The organism is Mucilaginibacter sp., from assembly GCF_964263795.1.
In the GTDB taxonomy this organism is placed as follows: Bacteria; Bacteroidota; Bacteroidia; order Sphingobacteriales; family Sphingobacteriaceae; genus Mucilaginibacter.
In genome coordinates this window covers 263,208-289,001 of record NZ_CAXVWK010000016.1, presented here as the reverse complement: position 1 = coordinate 289,001, position 25,794 = coordinate 263,208, and the positions used below count along the sequence as shown (strand labels likewise).

Sequence of the window (25,794 nt, the reverse complement as noted above, 5' to 3'; positions counted from 1 at the left end):
TTTGAATAATCATGATCATACCGTTAAAGTATAAAGCAGTTAACTGGGTTGATGGGATGAAAATCTCAAGCGACCATTTTGTTAAAACCGATAATTTTATTCAGGACATTATTCGCGATAGTAATTCGATTAGTATAAATAATAATAACTTTGGTTTGTTGCCGCCTTTTAGCGGGGAGAGCACATCACTTGATGTTTTTATTACTGAGCGGGCATCCAGCAATCTCCAGGTTAAAATCAAGCAATGCAATGCCATTACTGCCGAAGGTTACCGCATCAGTATATCGCCAGCTGCCCTAGGTGAGGAATATACCTTCGATCATTATTTTAGCGTAGAGACGGCATCTGATGTGGTTGAAACTTATTTTGTGATTCTTACAGTAAATCCGCATGACCGGGTACCATCAGGCAAGCCGGATGCTGATGAAACCCCGCTGCGTTATCCGGAAGTAAGTAGTGGATATAGCATTACTATATTACCTGCTTCCCAAATCAACTCAAAAAATAATAATTACCTTGAGGTGGGCAAATTTACCAAAAGCAAAACCGGCATCCAGATCTCTACCGACTATATCCCACCATGTGTAAGCCTTTTAAGCCATCCTGAACTTATCAGATATTACGAAGTATTTAGTAATCAGTTAAACGAATTTCAACTTCTTTCTTTCCGGATCATAGACAAAATAACTTCTAAAGATTCGATATCTCCCATTGGAAAAAATGTAAAGATGTTGTGCGACAAAATGCTGGATTATGTTGCTAGAATCTATTTTTCTTATCGTAACATAGCATTTAACCAGTCGCCTATAGTTTTGGTCGGTTACTTTTCTGAAATGGCCCACCTATTTTTCAGTTCCATTAAAAGCATTGCAGGTGCGGAGCGCGAAGAACTGCTAAAATATTTTTACGAATGGAAAGACGTTACTCCCGGAAATTTTGAGGAACTGCTTGCACGTTTAATTGAAGTGGTTTATAATCACCACGATATCCGTAGCTCGTTGACTACTGTAGACGAATTTATGCGTGTATTGATCGCGCTTTGGAATAAGTTAAGCACGCTGGAGTATATCGGCCAACGTAAAGAGAACATTGTGGTTGCCGAGCAGCAGGTTGTACAAGCCGTACAAGCTAAACGCTCATGGACGTTGCTGGACTAATTCTCTATGAACAAAAAAGGGTCACCTTAACCAGTGACCCTTTTTTTGTGAAAGCGTTAGCAAAGTTACCAGCCGCCGCCACCGCCGCCGCCACCGCCACCGCCCGAGGAGCCGCCGCCGCTGCTACCCGAACTCCAGGAGGAACTGCCCGATGATCCACTAGACGACCCGCTAGATGATGCCGGTGAAATATTAACACCGCTATAAAATGATGTAGGCACGTTACTAACAAAAGACCTGTAAGGCATGTGGTTGTTACCGTTGTACCAGTCGGGTTCGTAACTTGCTTCGCTCAATATAGTCTCAAATTTTGCAGCCCAGGCATTCTCAACATCAAGTGCCACAGCATAGGGTAAAAACTTTTCAAATAACTCCGGTGTTTTTTCCGGAGCATTAATCATGTTTAAACGATTTTCTTCGGCTGTTTCAAGGTACATCTTAAATCCTTTCAGTTTACTTTGTGTCTCAGCACCTAAAGCTGTGTAGCGGCTGATGTTTAAAGCGTAAATTAAGTAGATAACCAGTACTGAAATTGTTACCAAAACAGGAATTAAAGATAGCGTGGTGCTTAAAGATATCATGGCGATTAGTGGTATACCACCAAACAGGCCGCCAAAGAATAGGAGAAATACACCGGTGCCGAGAGATGTTTTTATATTTTTAACACCACTTGAAAAAACAAGTAAGCCTATGCATATAAAAGGCAAAAAAATCAATATCATAAGCGCGTCTGTAAAGCCACATAAAAGCATATAGCCTACCAAAAACGCAAGGATAGCAATACCTGGCCAAATGGCTAATAAGGTGTTCTTGATAAAAAAATCTGTAAGCTTTATTTGGGCTTTAATGCGCAGAGCAAATAAATTGCGCGCATTTGAAAACGTTGATGCATTGTCTTTTTGAGTGCTTACGCTTTCTGCATCTTGAAAAAGTGCATTAAACAGGCTCTGTTCCTCATCAGCGAGTGTAGTACGGTCATTAGTCAGTTTGTAAAATATATAGTTGCGGGAACTGTTTTTATCCATACTAATGCGAATGGCTTTTTTAACCGCAATACTTATCATTGCAACGGCTGTTGCTTTATTATCTGCCGTTTTTTTATAAACGTAGCGTATTACAGCCGGCGACCAATTATTCGGAACCTGGAAGCTGGGTACTATAACTGGCGATTCAGGGTCCTTGCCATATTTACGCCACAAAAGGTAAAAACCTCCTGCGGAAACCAGCACCAAGATTATACCTGCTATAAGGCCAAGGTAATCGCTATATAAACGTTCTGCTGTCCCTGGTCGTTTAATTATACCGCCGGTAAACGCTATAGCTACTGTAAAACCTTGCCCGGTTTCAAGTTTGCCGTCTGTTGCAAACGTTACTGTATGATCAATATTTACCGTGCTGCTGCAATTGCTGGCTGTTGAACCTTCAGCGCCTGTATAACATGACCGGTTGCCAGGTTCCGCTTTTCCCGGTAGCCATACGGTGGCTGATGCCTTTTCTATATCAAAATCCCATTTGTTACCGGTTACATTCCAATACAATTCATCGTAGTTGTCGAAAAAACCAATATGACCTTTGCTGCGGTAAATTATTGTGTAGTCATATATACCGGGTGTAAGAGTGCTGTCAGCGTCGCCTATGTAAATTTTGCGGCTCTGGCTTTCGTCAACAGCTTTAAAGGGGACGGAAACGTTGTCCTTTTTAACTTCAACTATTTCAAAGTCTACTTTTTTATTGCTACCGAATATATCTTTACGGTATAGTGGGATAAAGCGCACAATCCCATGCTGGATGACATCACCCTTTGCGTACACTTTGATATGTTCGGTAATAGATATCAATCCTGTAGTGTCGATAACAATATCAGAATGAAAATTTAGTATGTGCTCACGGGTCGTATCAACCGGCTGCGCGTAAAGGTGCATGCAAAGAATTGTGCATAACACAAGCATAGTATTTCTTATAGCATTCATTAAAATGATACAATAGGATTTTGTTTTTCTTGTTCGTTGTCGATGTTGAAGAACAGCCCTTTTTCAAAATGAAACATTCCTGCTACGATGTTGCCCGGGAAGGTTTCAATAGCAATGTTATTTTCACGAACGGTACCGTTGTAATAGCGCCTTGACATTTCTAATTCGTTTTCCACTGTAGCTAGTTGGCCCTGCAGATCGCGGAAATTTTGACTGGCCTTCAGATCAGGGTAGTTTTCAACTGATACGAACAGCTTGCCTAAAGCATGGCTTAAATCGGTCTCGGCACCTACTTTTTGGTCGATATTTACCGACTGTATAGCTTGAGTACGCAGGGATGTGACCTCTTCCAGCAGTGTCTTCTCATGCGCAGTATAACCTTTTACGATGTTTACCAGGTTAGGTATCAGGTCGTGCCGTTTTTTCAGAAACACATCTATACTACTCCATCCTTCCTGCATCAGGTTTCTTTTTTTAACCAGGTTGTTGTAAAGAGAGACCGATACAACTATAAATAAAAGGACTACTGCCAGAATAATGTATAAGAAAAGCATAGCAAAGTTTTAAGTTTAAAAATACAGTTATGTGATTTACCTGATGACCGTTAATGGCAGCCCGGGCCCTTTACGATAAAACAAAAAAGGGAGCTGATATTCCTCCTTTTCCTTACTGTTCTCAAAATACAACGCAGGATCATGATTCGGCTTAAGCAGCGTTACTACTTTACCGCCGCCACAAATTTGCATATGGGAATCTTTGTTATCAAACTTGATTACCATGTCAGGATGTGCAATATAATTAATCATTTCTTGCCAGTCATCTTCAGATTCTTTGGGAGTTGAATATAAGGCTTTATCTACTTCGCTTATTTTTGCTTCATAAAGTTTCCGGAACGCAGTATAATCTTTATTAATTAATATCTGCCTTATCCGTGCGTATGCCTGATCCAGATCTGAGCGAATAGCCGGATCATGAATTAACGGCATTCCCCCAACCCATCCCTGTGCTTGATATGGAACGTCTGCTTTAAAACTGTAATGCTGCTTTAATTCTATTACTTCTGTTTCGCTTTTAGCCGGCTTAAATTCAGCTACCGGAGTTGATTGCTGTAAATTTAATGCCTCGGCTACAGATACTTTTAATGATAGGCTGCTGTTATTACTTAGGTGTTTGGTACCCTGCATAGGCCGCATTACATAGCTTACACTTTGCTGGCCGCTGTGCAGGATCAAATGGTTTATAGGTACCTGGCTATTGATAGAACCGGTATCGTCATAACTAAATGCTGGCATATCGTTAACTAAAATATCAAATTTGCAGGCTACCCCCTTAAATTCAACTGTATAATATGGCTGGTGCATTACAGGCATTTGATGGCTTTACTAGTTGTTTTGGATAAACTGATATGTACGCAGCAGATCGGGCTCTACACCGTCTTTAAGGGCCTTTAAGGTTGCAATATGAACGAACGATGATATCTGTTTGCCATCGGTTGGAGATTTAACTTCGCCGGACATGAAACGGATAAATAACTGGGGTGTTTTCCAGTAGTACGCTCTTGTATCCCCATCGTCTGTTATTTTGCTGGTTGGCTGGTGATATGTAGCAATAAGATATTTAAGCACTTGATTTGTGCTAGCTGTTTTTTCCGTTTCGGCATATACCGAGGCAACAATTTTATTCTGAGTACCAACGCTAACTGAAAACTCCATGTTGGCACCTGCAAAGCTGCAATGCGATTTGTCTTTTACTTTATAGTGTGCAATGCCATGCTCTGCTGGCGTTTTGTCAATTGCTATTCCGTTAAGCAATACTTCTACGTTTTCGTTGAACTTAACTTTGGACAAATCAACTTTTGGTGGAGCCATTGAGCAGTTAATATTAAAAATGGATAAAAGCAGCAGCGCAGTAAGGCAGCGGTTCATAACTAATGGTTTATGTAAAAATTGTCTTTATTAAATTTGATACTTGCAGGCTTAAGGATAGTTAAAGGATCCGGGCTTTTATCAAACGTTTTTTTCATTACCCCGTATTTCACACTGGCTTTTAATACAATAGTCGCAATAACTCCATTAAATTCAGCACGGGGTAAAATATAAATGCCTTTTTGATCGGCTCCTGCGTCTACTCCGCCAGTAACTCCGGTAGATGCTTTTGCACTCGCCTCTCCTTCAGCAGACCCTTGTATACCAATGGCTGTAAATTTCCCTTTAGCTTGTGCCTTAAGCAACAGATCAATGGTAATTACTCCGAGTGCAGATATTTTGCCTTGCGTAAGTTTAGGATTGTTAATGTTTATTTGTGTTTCGCCTGTAATTTTTATATCCCCGCTCAAAGTTAAGGTGAATTCAAGGTTCAGATTCTCTTTAGCATTATCTCTTAAAAATTTTAATATACGGGCAATAGCAGGCGAAGCGACCTCAGCTCCGGCTGCAATTAGGTCAATTGAAAGCTCAGCACCAATAACCGGCTCAGCGCCCATTTTTATTTCAACAATAGTAGCGGCCTTGCTTACTTCGCCTTCGGTTTGTTCATCACGAAACCAACCCACAGATGCCGCAATAGCGGGCGATTTAATGTTTAAGCTAAATGGCGTTTTAGCACTTACTTGTTTAGTAATTCCTACAACCATTTCTTTGATCTTCACAAACAAGGCAAGCGTTTTGCCAATCTTTTCAGCTATTTTTCCACCATATTCAACGCTCTGTTTCTCTTTATCCCACTTGGCCTTTAACGAAAGTTCAAAGCTTTGAGCCATCTCGCCCCATGCACTTGCTGTACCTGCATCTACTGCGGCACCAATGGCTTTGTCACGGGCATCTTTTAATTTATACGGGCTAAGTGTGTTGGAGTATTTAAAAGCAAATGGCGCATCGTGATTCCACTTGAATTCCAGTTCCCATTTAATATCAGGGTATACTAAAAAATTAACTTTACGTGTATACCTGCAACTATCCAGGGATAACTGATAAATATGCGGTTTAATAAGCGGTGGCCAAATGTATAAAAACGGTGTTACGTTAATAACGGCTGATATGTCTGCCTGAAGCTGTAGTTCAACTTTGTTTCCTTTTACAGTAAGGTTAGGCTTTGGTTTACCATCTTTAGTTAACTCGGCCTGGTGCTTTTTATGGGTACTGTTTTGCACCAGGCACTTATCTGTATTATACTCATCGAGCGTTACAGTAATCTTTTTGATATTGTGAGATTCACCTGCTACAACTTCAAAATCTTTCAGTTTTGCGGGCACGGGCGGCTTTTCGCTAAAAATTTTTAATGTACGGCTGTCTTCTGTAACCGTGATTGCTGTATACTTGCAAAGTTCGTATTGTTTTGCGTTTATCTCCTGCTTACCCAGTTTTACCGGGCTGTTATTAACCGGCAGATCAACCTTTTTATTACTAACTTTATTCTGAACCTTCAAATAAACAGCATGCAGGTTTTGACCAAGCGAGTCCGATACGTAAGCGCCGTCTTGCTTTACCTTAATGTAGAAATTCTCTATAGGCTGCAGCCAGTCTATCTTATCGCGCCAGGCAAATGTATTACGAATAGCCAGGTTCACCTCCCCATTAACGCAGAGCACGTTGTTGTAAACAAATATTTTTTTATCGTCTCCAAGTTGCTGGTTATATACCTCAACAGAAAATATGCTACCATTAAGGCCTTCTGTATCCAGATGTAAATAAACGGCATCACCATAACTAATCGGGCTGCCGTTTTTAATATTATCGCCATTCGGGGTGTTACGCCATTGTGAGCTTGATATGACCGGCTTACAGTATCCTCTGAATAATACACCCGTGTGATGCTTATTTGCTGCATTGGTAGTAGATGCAGCTTCCAGCCTGAAAACCGCCTGACCGCTGTATTTTTTGTTAATGGTTAATGAAAGGCCGGAATTACCCTGGAACGTAAGTATTACCTGGTTGCGTTTAATATCCCGCATTAACCAGGTTACCCTATTTTTCTGAACCGCTGGGGTACCAGGATACCACTCTAAAACCTCGAATTTATTTGGCTTTCCGGCACCTATAACTACCAGTTGGCCGGTACTTAGATTGGGATAATGGCTGCCGCCGGCATACTTGATTCGTTTTACTCCGGTTTCTGACATTGCTTTATGATAAGGTTATACCATCTGCATTAAATTCCTGTTCGGTTACCTGTTTGCTGTCAACAGCAGGATTAAGTGCCTGCATTACTTCTGGTTGCGCATTGTTGAAGTTTTGCTGGCCAACCTGCGCAATTTGCCCATGATTAACAAATTTTACTGACTGCGGGCCGCCTACAGCACAGGTGCCTGTGCTGTCTTCTAACAGTATTTTACCCTTATTTGTAAGTATTGTATGCTCATAAAAGCCTTTCCACTCTGTAATATTTACAGTGCATGGGCTATTGTTTTTTTTAGCGCAGGACCCGAAGTTGTTTTTTTCGAAAGTTGTGCCAATATCTTTAGTACTGGCCACCGGCTTTTTCACACCATCCTTGTCATTAACAAATTCCTGGGTGTGTGTGTTAACCTTTAACTTATCGGGCACGGTGCCAAAATTACATTGGCAAACAGCACCTTGTACAACTAAATGTTTCTCGGCCATCTTAAATTGGTTAAGTTCAATTAAGTGAGCATCTTACTATTAACTCGCTAATAACCATATTATTACTTCCCAAATAATGATTCCATAAAATTTGAGAAAATACCGCTATTACGTTTTTCATCTTTTGCAGTTTCAGTTAACGGGTAGTGCTGCTGATCGGCCGTTGAGTCTGCTAAATCGCTCTTTGACTTCTCTATTTCGAATAACTTCAAATTAAAGGCTTTTGTTTTAGTTAAGTGCAGGGTCCAATGCATAATTGCAGCCTCTATCATATAACTCTGGGCATTAATTATAAATAAACCTTTATATTCTCCAGTGGCCAAAGCTATGTCGTTTTGGTCATTGTGACTTATCGCTAAATTATAGCCCTGCTCAAAATCATCTGCAGACCGGTTATCGGCAAGTTTACCCGCATGCCTGATTTCAATTGAACCAAAATCGTTAAGAACTTGACTTATTTGCTGATCGCAACTATAAGCTGCCTTTAATGACATGCCGGTAAAGGGAAGTACAATATCTTGGCGAATACCTAACGCTGGCGAATAAGATTTGTATAATCCACTGAAGTAAGTGCTGATAAACGGGTCTGAAGCAATTATGGCATTAACACTGCTTTCACTTGCTACAGCGGTATCCATCAATCCAATGTATTTTACTGCCATATCACCTGTAAAGTATTCGAGCAGGTTGTCTCGCCCGGCAATCCAACGTTTTTTTATATCGTTGTAATTAGCCACTCTTAAAAACTTGTTCCGCTCGTCTGTTTCAATATTAAGCGGATAAAAAACTTTTCCTGCTTCATAAGCCAGTTGTTCTGCAAGTAAGTCCGGAATAACACCGTTAACATATACTTCCGAAACACGATCAATCATAAACAACCTGGCACCCATTCGTATGGCTCTTAACTCAACCAATTCCAGCTCGTATTTTATTTCGTTAGTCGCATACCCGTTATCTATCAGGAAAACAACGCCGTATCGTTTTGGATAATTAGCAGGTATAGATTTGAAAGGCAAAGTGTAATCAGCAGATAAAACTATCTTTTTGTCTGAATGGGTCTGATCTTCTATGAATTGCATGTTGCGAACAAAATCTTTTGTTGTGTAACAACCCACGGATTGCTACATCTGTTTTTTTTAAAAGCAATTAAGAAAACCTTTCGTTTAGGATCAAATCCTGTATTGACGATAATGAAGGTGTTCAGGATCATCAATATATGAACGTTAAACCACGCTGATTGTCAGCAATATAATTAAACGAATAATTGCAGGCACTTTGTAACCAGGAAAACGCCAGCAATTAAATGTCGATAATTATTAGCAACTAAAACTTGTTATCCTACAAATCCGGGCGGATGCTTAGCTTTAATCCGTAGGCAGATATGCCGGGGTGATCGAGGTAGTTAAAACGTTTGATCAGATCGAACCGCAAAACCTTGAAAATATTGCCTATACCTACACCGGCTTCTACATACGGTGTGCTGCCTAAACCATATGTGCCGTTTGAATCTTTTGATCCGGTTGGAAACTGGTACAGATCGCCGTTCCGTGCAGGGTCATTCTCAGCTCGCAGGCCACCATACAGCACCTTACCGGACAAGTACTCGCGCCATTTCAGATGTTTGATCAGCGGTACCTTATTCAGGAAAAAGCCATTAAAGCTTTGGGTAAAGTTTATACCTGCGTAATGATCGCTCACAAACTCCAGGTAATACATTTTATTGTATGAGTTGCGGCTGTAAGCAATTGCCTGGTTAGCGGGGCTGATGTTAAGAAGCGGGAAAGGTATTTTACCGGCAATAACGCTTCCCAATACGGTCACATCCATAGTACCCAGCTGTGACAGGTAAAAGCGTTTATAAACATCTACTGTAACGTTAGTATAATTATATGCGCCGTCAAAAACGCCTTTAAGCCCTTGTGTTATCTGCAGGTTGATAATGGGGTAAACACTTTTGATGGTACGCCTGTCGCGCGATCCTTGTATTAACTGCTCATGCGGGGCAAACCGCATGCCCAGGCTAAGTTCGCTGGTGGTAAGGTCATGCACAGGGGTAGATGTAACATCATTTAGCCTGAACCTTAAAGTGCCGGCAGGCTGCTGATTCCAGTAACGGTACGTTACATTATATGAAAAGTGGCTCTCAAAATCTTTAACATAGCCTAATGTGAAAATTTTATTGTAAAGCCAGTAATCGGTGCTACCGGTTTGAAAAGACCGCAATCCAGCTTGCGAAGTGTTGATGGCAAAGCTTTGCCCGGGCAGGTCAACATCGTATTTGTACCCTATCTTAAAATAATCATTAGGGAAACGGTATGGCGAATTTTTATTAAGCGATAAGAACGTAGTAAGGTTGTATTTGACCTGGTTGTCCCTTAATCCATAGGCAGTGTATCCGTCAAGGTAAACGGTGTTGTTAAACTCCGGCGTGGTTCTGCCGCCTAACTGAAAACGGCTGCCTTCTTGTGTATTATATGCGTATAAAGAGCCTACCGGTCCGGCTTGTATCGGTCCAATTGCAGCATAATCGGTTGTCAGGGTTGATGCTATCCAGGTTAGGCGCTTAAATGATGGCATGTTTTGGAGGCGGTTAATGCGTGCGTAAACCTCATTTTGCCTGGCCATCCCACTATCAGCAGGCTGGCGGTTCCATATAGCAGTATCAGGTTGGGCAGTTTTGGCTACAAACTGCAACTCTTTTCCCTCATAAAAATCTGCCGGACGCGGGGCATTCAGAACGTAGTTCGAGTACGTAACCGTACGTTCGCCATACATGGCTATACCTTTATTTTTAAGAATGCCAAAATCGGCCCGCACATTGCTTTGCGACAAATAATACCGGCCGCCCGGAAAGGGCTTAAACTCCAGCCGGATCCGCAAGCTGCGCATAAAGTTGATGTTGATCTGCTTATTCACATTTAGTTCACAACCCTCTACCGCGTACTTTCCGTCAAGTGATACCAGCAGTTTACCTTCAAAAAGCAGGTCGCCCTTAGCGCGGGGTGTAAAACTAATTTCGGCAAGCTTGCCGTTTGCCGTAGTTACCGTATCGGTAATAAAGAATTTATAGTAATTGGGGGCATGATCGGCAATGGGGCTTAAAAATTCATTCACCATCACAAAAATGTTGTTTTTGTAAATATCGATCGTGTTACCGTAAAGGCGGTTAAGGTAAGTATCAACCCCTGTGGTATCCACAAACTTTACAATGTTAATGCCCTTTTCTGCTTGTAAGATCTGGATGGTCTTTTCAGGATCCTTCCTATAATAGTGCTGATATACCTTCTCGTTAAAATAAACCGGCAATGTAGTTTGCCGCACACCGTTAAGCGTGGTAGAAGAATCGAGCATGAACTGGTATTTTCTGAAGAACCCGCCGTTAATAAACTTTTTTGAGATATTGAAAAGCGAAAGCCCTATACGGTCATACTGGTCATACTGAATATAATCGGCATTGGCCATCCGATTTTCATTCTTATGATCTATCACCTGCTGTATCAGCTCTACGGCAGGGTTGCCTTTGTTACGGTATTTTTGGCTGCGGCCCGATACTACCGAAACCTCTTTTAACTGCGTTTGGCTGCTGCTAAGCCGGATAGTGAACTGATTGGCCTCGCCGGGGCGGATGGTTTTAATAACTGTTTGATAACCTACAAAAGAAAAGGTTACACGCGTGTAAGCGCCGGTAGCTGCAAGGCTGTATTTACCCTCTATATTAGTTGAGGTGCCGTACCTGCTGCCGGTAAAGGCTACGTTGATAAAAGATAAGGGTTGGTTAGTTGCCGCATCTAATACAATCCCGGTGACTGAAGTCCTACCCTGCTGCGGGGCGGGTGGTTGCTGCTGTTGGGCCCGCGCCGCGCAAGGATACATCGAAACCAAAGCCCATACAATTAAACTTAGTTTATATTGCCTGTTAAGCCGTTTATCTGCACCGGTCAGAGATTGTGTAAAGCAGGCCACAGCCTTAAAAGGACTTGTTATTAGTGTTAAGAAGGTCAAAGCAGCTATTAAATATTATAAGTTAGTACGTAGCAATAAACGGCAGGTATTAGTATTAAGTACCTTAACCGGTTAAATAACCGTAAAACAGCTATAAAGTTCAAACCAAACGCGCATATTATTATAATAATACTTCTACCACGCTAACCATCCGAAGGTTACCTTTGGCAAAAATGTACTGCTGCTAACGTGAAAGACGCAAAATACTACCTTGCAGCCATTGCTGCATTCACCACCTGGGGCTTTTTTAGTTTAGTTTTAAAACCAATACATAGCTACCCATCTCTAGATATTCTTTTTTATAGGGTGTTTAGCTGCGCCGTGCTTATGCTGGTGATCGCTGTATTGTTTAAGCGCCAAAAACTGCAGGAAACTATTATCATTTACAAAGCCCTGCCTGCAAACAAACGGCGCATAACCCTGCTGCTCAATATTTGTGGTAGTATATTTTTAACTATCAATTGGTTCTCATTTATTTATGTGATGAACCATATCAGCATCAAAGCTACATCACTGGCTTATTTGGTTTGCCCGATTTTGACTACCCTGCTTGCATACTTTCTGCTTCACGAAAAACTCAGTAAATTACAATGGCTATCTGTAGCACTTGGATTAACAGGCTGTATCTTATTATCATATGCAAATATGACGGATATGCTATACAGTATGATCGTAGGGCTTAGTTATGCTTTATACCTCATAAGCCAGCGCAAAAACACAGGGTTCGATAAATTCATTTTGCTCACTTTCCATATCGTTTTATCGGCGCTAATTTTGCTGCCGTTCTACCCGGTATTTAGCGGACCGATACCTGTAACGTTTCATTTTTATTTTTATGTAGAGATCATTGCGGTAGGCTTTACAATTGTACCGCTGTTGCTGAACCTTTATGCATTGAAAGGTATAAATTCATCTACCGTAGGTATGCTGCTTAACATTAATCCCATTATCGCCTTTGTACTCGCAACCGTGGTTTACCGTGAGCCCGTCACACAAATGCAGGCAATAGCCTATTCCGTAATATTTGTCTCGGTAATTGTCTTCAATATTAGGCATATCCGGTTCAGTAAAGCACAGCCGGAGGCTAAGCAGCCGGGCACGCTAATGTAACCAGGCACAAACCATTCATAAAAAATAGAGTTAGTAATGGATGCCGTCTCTAAGTAAACAACAAGCCACGCCAATAATGATCGGCGCCGAAATTTTTATTGAACCGGGCCAAAAGCCCGAGGAAATTGAAACCTGGTTTTTACAGCTTAAGCAAGCCGGCATGAACGTTACCCGCATCCGGTTGTTTGAAACTTATATGCGTAAAAACGATGGCAGCTGGGATTTTACGCTATTTGATACTGCTTACCTGGCTGCCGAAAAGTACGGTATAAAAGTATATGGCAACTTATTCCCGGCGACAGATTTTACCGACCTGGGCGGGTTAAAGTTCCCGCGGGACGACGCGCATTTTGATGCGATTGCCGAGTATGTAAAACAGGTGGTTCCGCATTTTAAGCAATTTAAATCATGCTATGGATGGGTGCCTGTGAATGAGCCAGGGGTTGGTCATTTTCCGCAAGAGCAATTCGCGGTAAGTAAATACGAAGAATGGAAAACCGCCCAAACGATTGCCGAATATAATAGCCAGGGGTACGACAGATTTGATTTTGCTGATGAGCGCTTCCACCTGCATTATAATACCTGGTTTTTACAATGGCTAACAAACGAGATCTTAAAATATCAAACTGATGCCATTATCCACGTTAATAACCACGCCATTTTTAAAAACGTTGCCGAGTATGATTTTACACAATGGCGCGAATTTTTGACCAGCCTTGGCGGTTCTGCCCATGCCAGCTGGCATTTTGAGTATTTCAACAGGCAACAATATGCGCTTGCCGTATCTGCAAATTGTGAGATCATCCGCTCAGGGGCGGGCAATATCCCCTGGTTTATGACCGAATTGCAGGGTGGCAACAATACTTACAGTGGGTTTTTAGCACTTTGCCCAACAGCAGAAGAAATTGCACAATGGCTTTGGATAGCTATCGCTACGGAGAGTAAAGGCGCCATATTCTGGTGCCTTAACCCGCGCTCGTCAGGTATCGAAGCAGGCGAATGGGCTATGCTCAATTATCATAATGAGCCGTCGGACAGGCTAATGGCAGCTACGGCTGTAACTCATGTTGTAAATGAGCATATCAATATTTTCGAAGAGGCCAGAGCATTAGAATCCGGCATAAACATACTATATACCCGCGAATCGTTATGGGTAGAGAAAAAGCTGCAAACCGGCGGCAAAAGCTACCCTGGCCGCGATGAAGGCGGGGTGATGAAATCGGCGATAGCTTATTTTGAAGCCTTAAGTGAGATGGGTATCCAGAGCAACTTTAAAGAAACAAGCGAATTTGATTTTAGTAAAACCGATTACCGGGGTATCACGATCATCCTGGCGCACCAGATCTCGATACCTTCAAAATACTGGCCGCTGCTAACAGGATTTGTTGCTAATGGCGGCACCCTTATTGCAGACGGGCTAACCGCTTACTATGATGAAAATGCCGTTTGCCTGATGCGAATGGGTTTCCCGTTACGTGAGTTGTTTGGTGCGGACGTTTTAGAGTACAAGGCTATCGACAATGCCGAAACCCTGCAGATGGGCAATACACAATTGCCTGCGTATCAATGGAAAGGCCTTTTAAAGCCAATTGTGGCCAAAGCAATCGGCACAATAGGAAACGATATTGCTGCGGTAAAAAACCAACACGGCAAAGGGCATGCGTATTGGTTGCCCACTATGGCAGGCTTATGCAGCCGCATTGTAAATGATTACAGCCAGTTAAATTCATTCTTAAGTGATGTGATCGATATACAAGCTGTCGCGGCCCGGTTCAACGAGCCACAGCCGGGCATTCTTATGAAAACGCTCACCACAACGCAGGGAATTGTTACCGTTATTGTTAATGAATCAACCCATCAAAAGCAATTCGGCATTAATTTAACAAGTCCCGGTAACCCGGTAATATGGTTTGCCAATAAAGGCGGCAAAGTAAACGGTACTACCATCAATATTTCTGCAGAAGAAACGATGGTGATCAGCTGGATTTAGCTCTCTTGGTTTCAGCATCTTCTGCCATCCTAAACAATGTTATTCTCTTGATCAGATCCAAAGGGATGGGTTGATCAAGAGGGAACTGCACAGATCCTTTGGCCCATTTATATCGTTCAATATCCGCCTTAAAAGCATTTATAGCAGCAGCGCCCGGGTAAAAGCCAATGTGCCGCGCATAGCCCGCAAAGTAAACCAGCACCTTATTTACCTTAAAAGCAGGCATGCCATAACTTATAACCTCGATAACCTGTGGTACAGCCTGTTTAATAGTCATTCGCACCTGCTGCATTGCTTCCTGCACGTCTGGGACAAATGCCGATAAATATTCGTCGACGCTGGCAGGTTTACGGGCATCCATCATTACCTGGGCATATTGTTCATATCCATATGCAAAGCATTCCACCGGTGTCCGTCAAGGTCGCAAAACGCACAGCCGTACATCCACCCCTGTATAAGAGATGGCGGAGCGAAAACATTGCCACCGGCAGCTGCAACTTTTTCAGCAATAACATTAACCTCCTGCTCTGTTTCGGCATCGAACGAAAACAATACTTCTGTACCTGTTGCTGTATCTGTAAGCCCGTTTTGGGTAACGGTCTTAAATGCCTCCTCCTGGAAAAGCATGATCATTGTGCCTTTAGTGCCAACTATAAGCGGTGCGGTTACCGGCGAATTCCCCATCCCCTCACCAATTTTAAAACCGATGGCATTGTAAAATTCTTTCGAGCGGGCAAGGTCTTTAACCGGCAAATTCATCCAAAGTTCTTTCGTCATTTTGATCTTAAATTATATCTCAAATATAACTTTTACAACCGTTGCCCGAACGGTATTAATGCGACCAATTAAAGGGCCAATACCGACTAAGCACAAATTGATACTTAACTCTGAACAGGTGTATAATTGCGCGCTAAAGAGATTTGACATTAGTGAGTACGTTAATCGATTTAAATTTTGTCATATTTGTTTAATTAATGACCAAAACCCTGCTCTGTGAACTTTGACTTGACTAATTGCGATAGGGAACCCATACACATTCCCGGGAAGATACAATCGCACGGATTTTTAATAGTGATCGATAGCAGCTATTTTATCCGTTATTACAGCGACAACCTATCTGAATATCTCGGTGAAATTGCCGATGAGATACTGGGGATGAATGTGGGTGACATGCAACCATTGATAGGTAGTAATGAACCGCCGGATTTTATTAATCAATTGATAGCCCTTGGAAAAAGCAACGGCTTTGAGCAAACCAACCCGTTTAATACCGATATACAGGGCAGGCCATTTCACCTTATCATCAATTCATCTGGCGACTATTATCTTTTAGAATTTGAGCCGGCGCAATCTGATAGTAAAACAGATGTACAGCGGATGATCGGCAGGTCGATATCAGAAATGCTGGCCGATAAGAACCTCCAAAATCTTTTAAACAACAGCGCCATTCAGGTAAAAAATGTTATCGGCTATGATAGGGTTATGGTCTATCGTTTTGCAGATGACGGACATGGCGAAGTTATTGCCGAAGCAAAAAATGAAGACTTGCCTTCTTGGCTTGGGCTGCATTATCCTGCGTCAGACATCCCCAAACAGGCGCGCGAACTTTACAAAAAAAACCTTACACGGCTTATTGCCAACGTTAATACAGAGCCATCAGGAATTATTACGGAAGCTGATAATGCAGCCAACCCTTTAGATCTTACCAACTCCGAACTAAGGGCTGTGTCGCCAATACATATCCAGTACCTGAAAAACATGGGAGTATACTCCAGTTTCAGTATTTCGCTGATGTATAAAAACGAGCTTTGGGGCCTTATTGCCTGCCATAGCTACTCGCCCCGTTTTATCGATTTCCGTTCGCGCGAATCGTCTAAACTTATCGGGCAGATCCTGTCGTCGGCATTAGAATTCAGGCAGGACGAAGAAAACCAGCAATTGCAGGAACGCTACAAAGGTGCTGTTGATCAGTTAAGCCGTTTAATGCTCAAAGATAACAGTGTAGACCACGCCCTAACGGGCCACAACGTAAACCTTCTTAACACGGTTGATGCTACAGGCGCAGTATTGCTATTTGAAAATAACATCACCAAATTAGGTGTTACACCTAATGATGCCCAACTTGCAGGCCTGGTAAACTGGATAACAAATAACGTTAACGAAACTTTTTATTACACCAGCAAACTTCCGGCCGAGTACCAGGAAGCTACTATGTTCAGGAATGTGGCATCGGGGATGATGGTATCTACCATTTCTAAAGAAATGGGCGAATATGTAATATGGTTTAAACCCGAGCAGTTAGAAACCATTACCTGGGCCGGTAACCCGGATAAGCCGGTTACGATATCTAACGATGGCTTTGCACATATCTCACCCCGCAACTCGTTCGAAGAATGGTCGCAAACTGTCACCGGGACCTCTAAAAAGTGGAGCAACGAAGAAGTTAAGTCTGTTGTACGTTTACGCAGCGAGATCAATTATGCCATCAACCAAAAGGCTGGTGCCATCCGCTTACTTAATGAGAAACTGAAGCAGGCCTATGAAGAACTGGATACCTTTAGTTATACGATATCGCATGATCTTAAAAACCCGATAAGCACTATTAAAAGCTTCGCGCAAATTTTACTGCGCGATAAGGATCTAAAACCACAAACAACTAAGATTTTAGACCGAATTAATACTGGTGCGGATAAGATGAATAACATGATCAATGAGGTGTTGGATTATTCACGCATTAACCGGTCAGAACTGGTTTTAACAGAAATCGAAACCGGCCCCATCATCCAGGAAATTGTCAGGGACCTGTTGCTGGTTTACAATGTTGACGAAAGTTGCATTACAATAGGCCAGACGCCAAAAATACAAGGCGACCCGGTAATGATATCGCAAGTGTTTGCTAACATTATCAGTAATGCGGTTAAATACTCCATGAAATCAGAGCCCCCTCGGGTCAGCATTTCAGGAACTGAAACCGATATAGAAGTGGTTTACACCATTACTGATAACGGCCTGGGGATAGACATTAAACAACTGCCTAAAATATTCGAACTGTTTAACCGGATGGATAACGTAGGCGATATCGAAGGGTCGGGAGTAGGTTTAGCCATTGTTAAACGCATTATCGAAAAACACAAAGGCAAGATATGGGTAGATAGCGAATTGGGCTTAGGCTCGTCTTTCTATATCTCTTTCAGCAAGTAACCTCAACTAACTGCTACGACTTTTAAACCATTCCCCAAACTTTAAAAACGTTTGGTTGGCTGCTGCAATAACCACAGCTTCCTGCTCGGGATTAGTTGCCTGGTAATTCAGCGCGTCTTTAAAGGCATCCCACATCTGCTCTGTATTATTACCGTAGCTGGTAAAAAAGGTGAGCTCGTTATCCCTCAGCGCCAATTGCTGCTGCATCATTTTGCTAATGATCTTACCGCCCAGGGTCGATCCCTCAATCACATACAACGCGCCAATCGCCTGTAAATGGCTGGTCAAAACCGGCAGGTCATCTCCCGATGCTTTAACCGGCACAGCGGCACCAAGGCTTTGCAGGTCATCCGCCAAAGACTGCGTTTTACGCCTGTCGGCATTATCCGGCAATAGGGATGCGTCTATAACCTTGTTAATCTCCATTTCCAACCCGCCAAAGTAACCGTAAAATAGTTTCAGCACATCGGCGTATTCCTCTTTGGACCGTATTGCGCGTAGCTTGCCTACCATTACCTTTTCTAATTGCTGATGATTACTTTTAGTTTCTTCTTTTAATTTATCAGATAACATATTAGTGGCTGTTGATGTGTAAAGGTTGTAATTTACAGCTTATAGAAAAATAATTTCTGCTAAATGCCTAAACCCTTGTTATTTAAAATAATATTCTATACAATTGTGTAACAATGACACAAAGCCTGTTTGCTGTCATTAACCAATTATCAAGTAGCATGGCCTGCTGGCCTTGTGAACAAACCGCTTAAAGGATAAAGTGTTTATGAAAAAAAAGTATCTGTTGCTAATGGCATTGCTGCCTGCCGCTGCATCGGCGCAAACTAAATGGTCGGAAACCAAGAATGGCGATATCATAACCGTTGCCAATACGGGTGGCCAAACACTTGGCTATTCGGCCACATCCGGAGTAAAAATCTTGACTGTTAACGGCCTGGCATTTAAAGATCATAATAAGAACGGAAAACTGGACAAGTATGAAGACTGGCGTTTGCCGGTTGATGTGCGCGCCAAAGACCTTGCCGCAAAAATGAGCGTCGATCAGATTGGTGGTTTAATGCTTTACAGCAGGCACCAATCTATCCCCACGATGCCGGGTGGCCCGTTTGCCGGCTTTTATAACGGAAAGCCGTTTAGCGAGAGCGGTGCTAATGCCTACGATTTATCTGATCAGCAGAAAAAGTTTTTAAAAGACGATAACGTACGCCATGTGCTGATAACATCGGTGCAAAGCCCCGAAATTGCAGCACGGTGGAACAACAACGCACAAGCCTATGTAGAGGGTATTGGCTTAGGTATCCCTAACAATAACAGTTCCGACCCGCGCCACGGCACCGTTGCCAATGCCGAATTTAATGCGGGTGCGGGGGGTAATATTTCTATGTGGCCGGGCTCGCTTGGATTAGCAGCAACGTTTGATCCCGCAGTCACTCAAAATTTTGGCCATATAGCCGGGCAGGAGTACCGCGCTTTGGGTATAGCAACAGCACTATCACCGCAGGTAGATATGGCTACCGACCCCCGCTGGAACCGTGTAAGCGGCACTTTTGGCGAACACCCACAACTGGCTGCAGATATGGCACGTGCCTATATAGACGGTTTTCAGACATCCACCGGCAGTAAAGAAATTGCCAACGGATGGGGATACAACAGCGTTAATGCCATGGTAAAACATTGGCCGGGCGGTGGTGCCGGCGAAGGCGGCCGCGATGCGCATTATGGTTTCGGCAAATATGCCGTTTATCCGGGCAACAACTTCGCGCAGCATTTTATTCCGTTTACACAGGGTGCTTTCAAACTAAGCGGTAAAACAGGTATGGCTGCGGCGGTAATGCCATATTACACCATCAGTTACAACCAGGATACAAAGAACCATGAGAATGTAGCCAACAACTATAACAAATACATCATTACCGATCTGCTGCGCAACAAATACAAGTATGATGGCGTGGTATGTACAGACTGGCTGGTAACCGGCGATGAGACCGTTATCAACAGTTTCCTTTCTGGCAAATCATGGGGTGTTGAGAAGCTCACCATTGCCGAGCGCCATTACAAGATACTGATGGCAGGTGTAGATCAGTTTGGCGGCAACAATGACCTTGGCCCGGTAGTGGCCGCCTATCAAATGGGAGTGAAAGAACACGGCGAATCCTTTATGCGCGCGCGCTTTGAGCAATCGGCCGTGCGTTTGTTAAGGGGAATCTTCAGAACCGGGTTGTTCGAAAACCCATACCTGGACCCGGAAGCAACTAAAAAAACTGTGGGCAATGCCGATTTTATGAGTGCGGGTTATCAAACACAGCTAAAATCAATTGTGATGCTAAAAAACAAGGGCAACATTTTACCCTTAAAAACCGGCAAAACAGTGTATGTGCCTAAAAAATACACACCTGCTGGCAGAAACTTCCTTGGAATGCCTATAGCCGAAAAAACCGAATATCCGGTCAACATGGATATCGTAAAAAAATATTTTAAGGTGACGGAAAACCCGGACGAAGCCGACTATGCCTTGGTGTTTATCGCCAGCCCTATCGGACGCGGCGGTTACGATGCCGATGACGCCAAAAATGGCGGCAATGGCTACTTACCGGTTTCGTTACAATATGGCAAGTATACTGCCGAAACCGCCCGTGCAACCAGCCTTGCCGGCGGCGACCCGTTAGAAAAATCGGCTAACAGAAGCTACAAGAATAAATCAGAAACATCTACCAACGTAACCGACCTGGCTATGGTAACGGATACGTATACAAAAATGAAAGGCAAACCGGTAATTGTTTCCGTTAACATGAGCAACCCAATGGTATTTGCCGAACTGGAAAAACAGGCCAATGCCATTATTGTGGACTTTGGCGTGCAGGGACAAGCCAACCTGGATATCCTAACCGGTAAAGCAGAGCCATCGGCACTGTTACCTTTACAAATGCCGCTGAATATGAAAGTAGTAGAGGCCCAGTTTGAGGATGTGCCATTGGATATGAAATGCTACACCGACAGCGAAGGCCATGTGTATGACTTCGGCTTCGGTTTAAACTGGAAAGGCGTGATTAAGGATGCCCGTACAGCGAAGTACACGAAAACGGTGGCAAGGCCTTAATTCCTGTTGATGAAATAATATTGACGAGGGCAAAAGTTTTAATTTTTGCCCTCGTTCTTTTTGATTTAAAACCATAAATTGCCTAATAAATCCGCCAATTATATGAAACGCTTCCTGCCATTACTTGTCCTCCTAATGATAGGATCTGCTTCCTACGCCCAATCATTCAAAGTGGTAAAAACGGATGCGGGGCCAATCTCGGGCACGGAAAGCAACGACGGAGCGATACACATATTTAAAGGCGTGCCTTTTGCTGCCCCGCCGGTTGGCAACCTGCGCTGGAAGGCACCGCAGCCGGTTAAACACTGGATGGATGTTAGAGCCTGTACCGAATTTTCTAAAAGCCCGATGCAGGGTAAGCCAAACGAGTTTGGTGTGTACACACGCGAGTTTTTAATAAAGGATGAGCCACTTAGCGAAGACTGCCTTTACCTTAACGTTTGGACAGGCGCAAAATCGCCGGGAGAAAAAAGACCCGTAATTGTATGGATCTACGGCGGTGGGTTTGTAAGTGGCGGCACCAACGTGCCTATTTACGATGGCGAGACACTGGCAAAGAAGGGTGTTATACTGGTAAGTCTAAATTATCGTGTGGGCATATTCGGATTTTTTGCGCACCCGGCGTTAACCAAAGAGTCGCCAAACCATGCGTCGGGTAATTATGGATTAATGGATCAGTTAGCCGCCTTAAAATGGGTGCAAAAAAATATTGCTGCCTTCGGTGGCGACCCTGCCAACGTGACCATTGCCGGGCAGTCGGCCGGTTCTTTCGGGGTAAATTACCTTGTGGCTTCACCATTGGCCAAAGGCTTATTTAGCAAGGCCATTGCCGAAAGCGGGGCGCACATGCTACCGGGAAAAGGCAGCGGCATAACCCTGGCCGAAGCAGAAAAAGGCGGATTAAAAGCAACCGAAGAATTACATGCAGGCACTCTGGCCGATCTGAGAAAGTTACCTGCGGAAGAACTGCTTAAACAAAACAATTTCCGGCCGATTATAGACGGTTACTTTTTACCCCAGGTACCGGCAGATATTTTTACTGCCAATAAAGAAAACCAGGTTCCGCTTTTAACCGGATGGAATGAGGATGACGCCTTTATCGGCGCTATTAAAAATGCCGCTGATTACCGCAGCGGTATACAAAAGCGTTTTGGTGACAGGGCTACCCTGGTGCTTAAACTTTATCCCGGCACAACGGATGCCGAGGCAGAAACATCGCAGGTCCGGATGTCGCGCGATCAAACGTTCGGCGTACACAACTACATTTGGGCTAACGTGCAAAGCGCGAAAAATAAAGCAAAAGTTTACCTGTACCGTTTTACCCGCAGGTTGCCCGCGACTGCGGCTTTCAAAAAATACGGAGCGTTTCACACCGGCGAAGTGGCCTATGTGTTTAATAATCTTAAATTCCTAAACCGCCCGTTTGAACCGATTGATCAGCAATTGGCCAATACAATATCTACCTATTGGGTAAACTTTGCAAAAACAGGCAATCCTAATAGTATCGGTCTGCCGGTTTGGCCTGCTTACGATATAATAAACCATTCTGTAATGCTGCTGGGTGAGCAGCCTGGTGCCAAATCACTGCCGGACAAAGCTGCTTTAGATTTCATGGTGAAGGAGATGACACGGTAACGTTTTGGTTTTTGCAGTGTCATAAAACTTTCTCATTTCAATCCGTAAAAACCTTTTTTGGAGTAAAGGGGTTACTATTGCAATACGGTTTAATTGCGGGGCTTTATCGCGGTTGGCCTGCACTGTTCAGTAAGTGTTTAAATTAAAGCTAAATAATATCTATTTAATATTAAAAATGTGATATTTACGCACTAAACCCGAACAGACGTTCAACATTTTTATCACCGCCTGCATGAAAACTATACCCTCTCAACTCAAGATCCTTTCCATTGATATAGGTGGCTCAAGCATTAAAGCAACAATTTTAAACAGCAAAGGCGAGCTTAAAATGGATTACAACAAAGTTGTAACCCCCAAGCCTGCCACGCCAGAAAATGTCATCAAATCAATAAAGGTTTTAGTGGAAAAGTTTCCCGGTTATGATCGCATATCAGTAGGCTTTCCGGGTTATGTACGCAACGGCGTTGTGAAAACCGCGCCTAACCTGGGCGACAGCTATTGGAAAGATGTTGATTTTCGCAAACTGCTGCAAACTGCGCTGGGTAAAGACGCACAGGTAGTTAACGATGCCGATATGCAAGGCCTTGGCGTAGTAAGCGGCAAAGGGTTGGAGATGGTGATCACTTTGGGTACCGGATTTGGCACCGCACTATTAATGGACGGCCACTTGCTACCCCACCTGGAAGTATCTCATCACCCGGTATCAAAAGGCCGTGATTATGACCAGTATATTGGTGATAAGGCGTTGGAAGAAGTAGGCGAGAAAAAATGGAACCGCCGCATGAGGAAGGTTTTTAAAATATTGAAAACCGTATTTAATTATGACTACTTATACATAGGTGGCGGAAATTCAGACCTGCTGGATTTTAAACTGGATAAGAACATGAAAATTGTAACCAATGCCGATGGCATTAAGGGCGGTGCTAAATTGTGGCAGGAAGATATGCACCCGGTTACACATGTGGCAATGGCCACACCAACAAAATAATTACCTTTCTTAAAAAATACAATGGAGAAACCGAACGAAGAACTGGAAAAATTGGCAATTGATACCGTGAGAGTATTATCTGCCGATGCTGTACAAAAAGCAAACTCGGGCCACCCGGGTACTGCAATGGCTTTAGCGCCAATGGGCCACGTATTATGGACCAAATTTTTAAACTATAACCCTAAAAATCCTGATTTTGCAAACCGCGACAGATTTATTCTTTCTGCGGGCCATGCCTGTATCCTACAATATAATTTTTTATACCTTACCGGTTATGATCTTTCATTAGATGATATCAAACAGTTTCGCCAGTTAAACAGCAAAACTGCCGGCCACCCTGAATATGGTTTGGCGCCGGGTGTTGATGTAACTACCGGCCCGTTAGGCCAGGGTTTTGCCAATGGTGTTGGTTTTGCCATCGCCCAAAAACATTTAGCTAACCGCTACAACAAGCCGGGCTTCGACCTTTTTAATTACAACATTTACACTATCTGCAGCGATGGTGATATGATGGAAGGTGTAACATCTGAGGCTGCTTCATTAGCAGGCCACTTACAGTTGGGCAACCTGATTTATCTTTACGACGATAACCACATATCTATCGAAGGCAGTACTGATATCGCGTTCAATGAAGATGTAAGCGCCCGTTTCCGTGCATACGGCTGGCAGGTGCAGGAAGTGCCTGACGTGAATGATACCCACGCGTTGGAACTGGCCCTGATCAATGCAAAATCCGAAACGCAAAAACCGTCGCTGATCCGCGTACGTTCGTTGATCGCTTATGGTAGTCCTAACAAATCCGGTACTGCCGGTTCACATGGTTCGCCTTTAGGTGCCGACGAGATCAAACTGGTAAAAGAATTCTTTGGCTTTGATCCCGAAAAATCTTTTGAAGTACCTGCCGAAGTATTGGAATACTACCACAAAAAAGGTGCACGCGGCGAAAAAACAGAAGAAAAATGGAATGAGCTTTTTGCAAAATACAAAGAGAAATTTCCTGAATTAGCTGCGGAATACGAGGCAGCCTTTAAAGGCGAATTGCCGCGGGGTTGGGCAGATAAATTGCCAACCTTTAAAGCATCAGATCCTAAAATGGCAACCCGCCAGGCATCGGGCAAAGTGCTTAATGCTGTTGCATCCAGCCTGCCAAACCTCATAGGTGGTTCAGCAGATTTAGCGCCGTCTACAGAAACTAATTTAAAAGAATACGATTCATTTACTTCAGAAAACAGGGGCGGCCGTAACTTCCACTTTGGCATCCGTGAACATGCTATGGGTTCGGCCTTAAACGGCATGGCCTTAACAAAAGGCCTGTTGCCTTTCGGTGCAACGTTCCTGCAATTTGCAGATTATATGCGCCCGCCGATCCGCTTGGCGGCCATTATGAAGATCAGCCCGATATTTGTTTACACGCATGACAGTATTGGCTTAGGCGAAGATGGTACTACTCACCAGCCGGTAGAGCATTTGTCATCGCTTCGTGCAATCCCTAACGTAACGGTTATCCGCCCTGCAGACGCCAATGAAACAGCATTTGCATGGAAAGTGGCTATCGAGAAAAAAGGCGGTCCTACTGTACTGGTTTTTACCCGCCAGGGTTTACCAATCTTAGATCAGGATAAATACGGAAAAGCGTCAGGATTAGAAAAAGGTGCCTATATCGTTTCGAAAGAAAGCAATAACCCCGACCTGATCTTATTGGCAACCGGTTCTGAAGTGGCACTGATAATGGAAGCCCAAACTAAGTTAGAAGCCGAAGGTATTTCTACACGCGTAGTAAGCATGCCATCGTGGGAATTATTTGAAGCGCAGGATGCTGCTTATAAAGAAGAGGTACTACCGAAAGCAAGCCGTAAACGTTTAGCTGTAGAAATGGCATCACCAATGGGATGGCATAAATACACAACAGACGAAGGTGATATGTTGGGCATGACCACCTTTGGTGAATCGGCCCCGGCGGATGACCTGTATAAGCATTTTGGCTTTACGGTTGATAATGTAGTTAACAAAGCGAAAGCTTTATTATAGTATCAA

General features: G+C 43.3%; 19 protein-coding genes. 8 read left to right on the top strand and 11 right to left on the bottom strand.

The window, feature by feature from the left end:
* Window positions 1-11: 11 nt before the first annotated feature.
* Window positions 12-1,157 (top strand): hypothetical protein, encoded by a 1,146-nt coding sequence (locus tag ACE5CV_RS02755; RefSeq protein WP_374948623.1) that lies wholly within the window; start codon window positions 12-14, stop codon window positions 1,155-1,157.
* A gap of 65 nt (window positions 1,158-1,222) precedes the next feature.
* Here the strand turns inward: ACE5CV_RS02755 and ACE5CV_RS02750 are convergent, their stop codons facing one another.
* The 8 genes from ACE5CV_RS02750 to ACE5CV_RS02715 all read right to left on the bottom strand — a co-directional run bounded on the left by ACE5CV_RS02750 (window position 1,223) and on the right by ACE5CV_RS02715 (window position 11,688).
* On the bottom strand, window positions 1,223-3,127 hold the full coding sequence (locus tag ACE5CV_RS02750) for a DUF2207 domain-containing protein (protein WP_374948622.1): 1,905 nt from the start codon (window positions 3,125-3,127) through the stop codon (window positions 1,223-1,225).
* Complete coding sequence (locus ACE5CV_RS02745; RefSeq protein WP_374948621.1) at window positions 3,127-3,681, bottom strand: LemA family protein; 555 nt, start codon at window positions 3,679-3,681, stop codon at window positions 3,127-3,129. Before ACE5CV_RS02745 ends, ACE5CV_RS02750 begins: the two co-directional genes overlap by 1 nt.
* Before the next feature lie 36 nt (window positions 3,682-3,717).
* On the bottom strand, window positions 3,718-4,497 hold the full coding sequence (locus ACE5CV_RS02740) for a hypothetical protein (protein ID WP_374948620.1): 780 nt from the start codon (window positions 4,495-4,497) through the stop codon (window positions 3,718-3,720).
* A gap of 12 nt (window positions 4,498-4,509) precedes the next feature.
* Window positions 4,510-4,995 carry a hypothetical protein gene (locus tag ACE5CV_RS02735; RefSeq protein WP_374948619.1) on the bottom strand — a complete coding sequence of 162 codons (486 nt, stop codon included), beginning with the start codon at window positions 4,993-4,995 and terminating at the stop codon, window positions 4,510-4,512.
* 59 nt (window positions 4,996-5,054) lie between these two features.
* Window positions 5,055-7,244 (bottom strand): hypothetical protein, encoded by a 2,190-nt coding sequence (locus ACE5CV_RS02730; RefSeq protein WP_374948618.1) that lies wholly within the window; start codon window positions 7,242-7,244, stop codon window positions 5,055-5,057.
* A gap of 4 nt (window positions 7,245-7,248) precedes the next feature.
* Complete coding sequence (locus ACE5CV_RS02725) at window positions 7,249-7,725, bottom strand: DUF4280 domain-containing protein (RefSeq protein WP_374948617.1); 477 nt, start codon at window positions 7,723-7,725, stop codon at window positions 7,249-7,251.
* 62 nt (window positions 7,726-7,787) lie between these two features.
* The gene (locus ACE5CV_RS02720) at window positions 7,788-8,615 is read right to left on the bottom strand and encodes a hypothetical protein (protein WP_374948616.1); all 828 of its coding nucleotides are present in this window, start codon (window positions 8,613-8,615) and stop codon (window positions 7,788-7,790) included.
* Between the two features lie 448 nt (window positions 8,616-9,063).
* Window positions 9,064-11,688 carry a DUF5686 family protein gene (locus tag ACE5CV_RS02715; RefSeq protein WP_374948615.1) on the bottom strand — a complete coding sequence of 875 codons (2,625 nt, stop codon included), beginning with the start codon at window positions 11,686-11,688 and terminating at the stop codon, window positions 9,064-9,066.
* Between the two features lie 228 nt (window positions 11,689-11,916).
* Here ACE5CV_RS02715 and ACE5CV_RS02710 point away from each other — a divergent pair, with 228 nt between their 5' ends.
* Window positions 11,917-12,837 (top strand): EamA family transporter, encoded by a 921-nt coding sequence (locus ACE5CV_RS02710; protein ID WP_374948614.1) that lies wholly within the window; start codon window positions 11,917-11,919, stop codon window positions 12,835-12,837.
* A gap of 76 nt (window positions 12,838-12,913) precedes the next feature.
* Window positions 12,914-14,827, top strand: coding sequence for a beta-galactosidase trimerization domain-containing protein (locus ACE5CV_RS02705; protein WP_374948613.1), 1,914 nt, complete (start codon window positions 12,914-12,916; stop codon window positions 14,825-14,827).
* Here the strand turns inward: ACE5CV_RS02705 and ACE5CV_RS02700 are convergent.
* Window positions 14,814-15,233, bottom strand: a complete 420-nt coding sequence (locus tag ACE5CV_RS02700) for an iron chaperone (protein WP_374948612.1) — start codon at window positions 15,231-15,233, stop codon at window positions 14,814-14,816. The two genes, ACE5CV_RS02705 and ACE5CV_RS02700, sit on opposite strands and share 14 nt — an antisense overlap.
* The gene (locus ACE5CV_RS02695; RefSeq protein ID WP_374948611.1) at window positions 15,191-15,604 is read right to left on the bottom strand and encodes a VOC family protein; all 414 of its coding nucleotides are present in this window, start codon (window positions 15,602-15,604) and stop codon (window positions 15,191-15,193) included. Before ACE5CV_RS02695 ends, ACE5CV_RS02700 begins: the two co-directional genes overlap by 43 nt.
* A 216-nt stretch (window positions 15,605-15,820) precedes the next feature.
* Between ACE5CV_RS02695 and ACE5CV_RS02690 the strand changes: the two genes are divergently transcribed.
* On the top strand, window positions 15,821-18,028 hold the full coding sequence (locus ACE5CV_RS02690) for an ATP-binding protein (RefSeq protein WP_374948610.1): 2,208 nt from the start codon (window positions 15,821-15,823) through the stop codon (window positions 18,026-18,028).
* 6 nt (window positions 18,029-18,034) lie between these two features.
* On the opposite strand, the gene ACE5CV_RS02685 is transcribed toward ACE5CV_RS02690, so the two are convergent.
* Window positions 18,035-18,601, bottom strand: coding sequence for a biliverdin-producing heme oxygenase (locus ACE5CV_RS02685; RefSeq protein WP_374948609.1), 567 nt, complete (start codon window positions 18,599-18,601; stop codon window positions 18,035-18,037).
* A gap of 205 nt (window positions 18,602-18,806) precedes the next feature.
* Between ACE5CV_RS02685 and ACE5CV_RS02680 the strand changes: the two genes are divergently transcribed.
* From ACE5CV_RS02680 to tkt, 4 genes are all read left to right on the top strand, one after another.
* Window positions 18,807-21,137, top strand: a complete 2,331-nt coding sequence (locus tag ACE5CV_RS02680) for a glycoside hydrolase family 3 N-terminal domain-containing protein (RefSeq protein ID WP_374948608.1) — start codon at window positions 18,807-18,809, stop codon at window positions 21,135-21,137.
* A 102-nt stretch (window positions 21,138-21,239) separates the two neighbouring features.
* Window positions 21,240-22,772, top strand: a complete 1,533-nt coding sequence (locus ACE5CV_RS02675) for a carboxylesterase/lipase family protein (RefSeq protein ID WP_374948607.1) — start codon at window positions 21,240-21,242, stop codon at window positions 22,770-22,772.
* A gap of 232 nt (window positions 22,773-23,004) precedes the next feature.
* The gene (locus ACE5CV_RS02670) at window positions 23,005-23,760 is read left to right on the top strand and encodes an ROK family protein (protein WP_374948606.1); all 756 of its coding nucleotides are present in this window, start codon (window positions 23,005-23,007) and stop codon (window positions 23,758-23,760) included.
* A 21-nt stretch (window positions 23,761-23,781) separates the two neighbouring features.
* Window positions 23,782-25,788, top strand: coding sequence for a transketolase (tkt, locus tag ACE5CV_RS02665; protein ID WP_374948605.1), 2,007 nt, complete (start codon window positions 23,782-23,784; stop codon window positions 25,786-25,788).
* Window positions 25,789-25,794 lie beyond the last annotated feature (6 nt).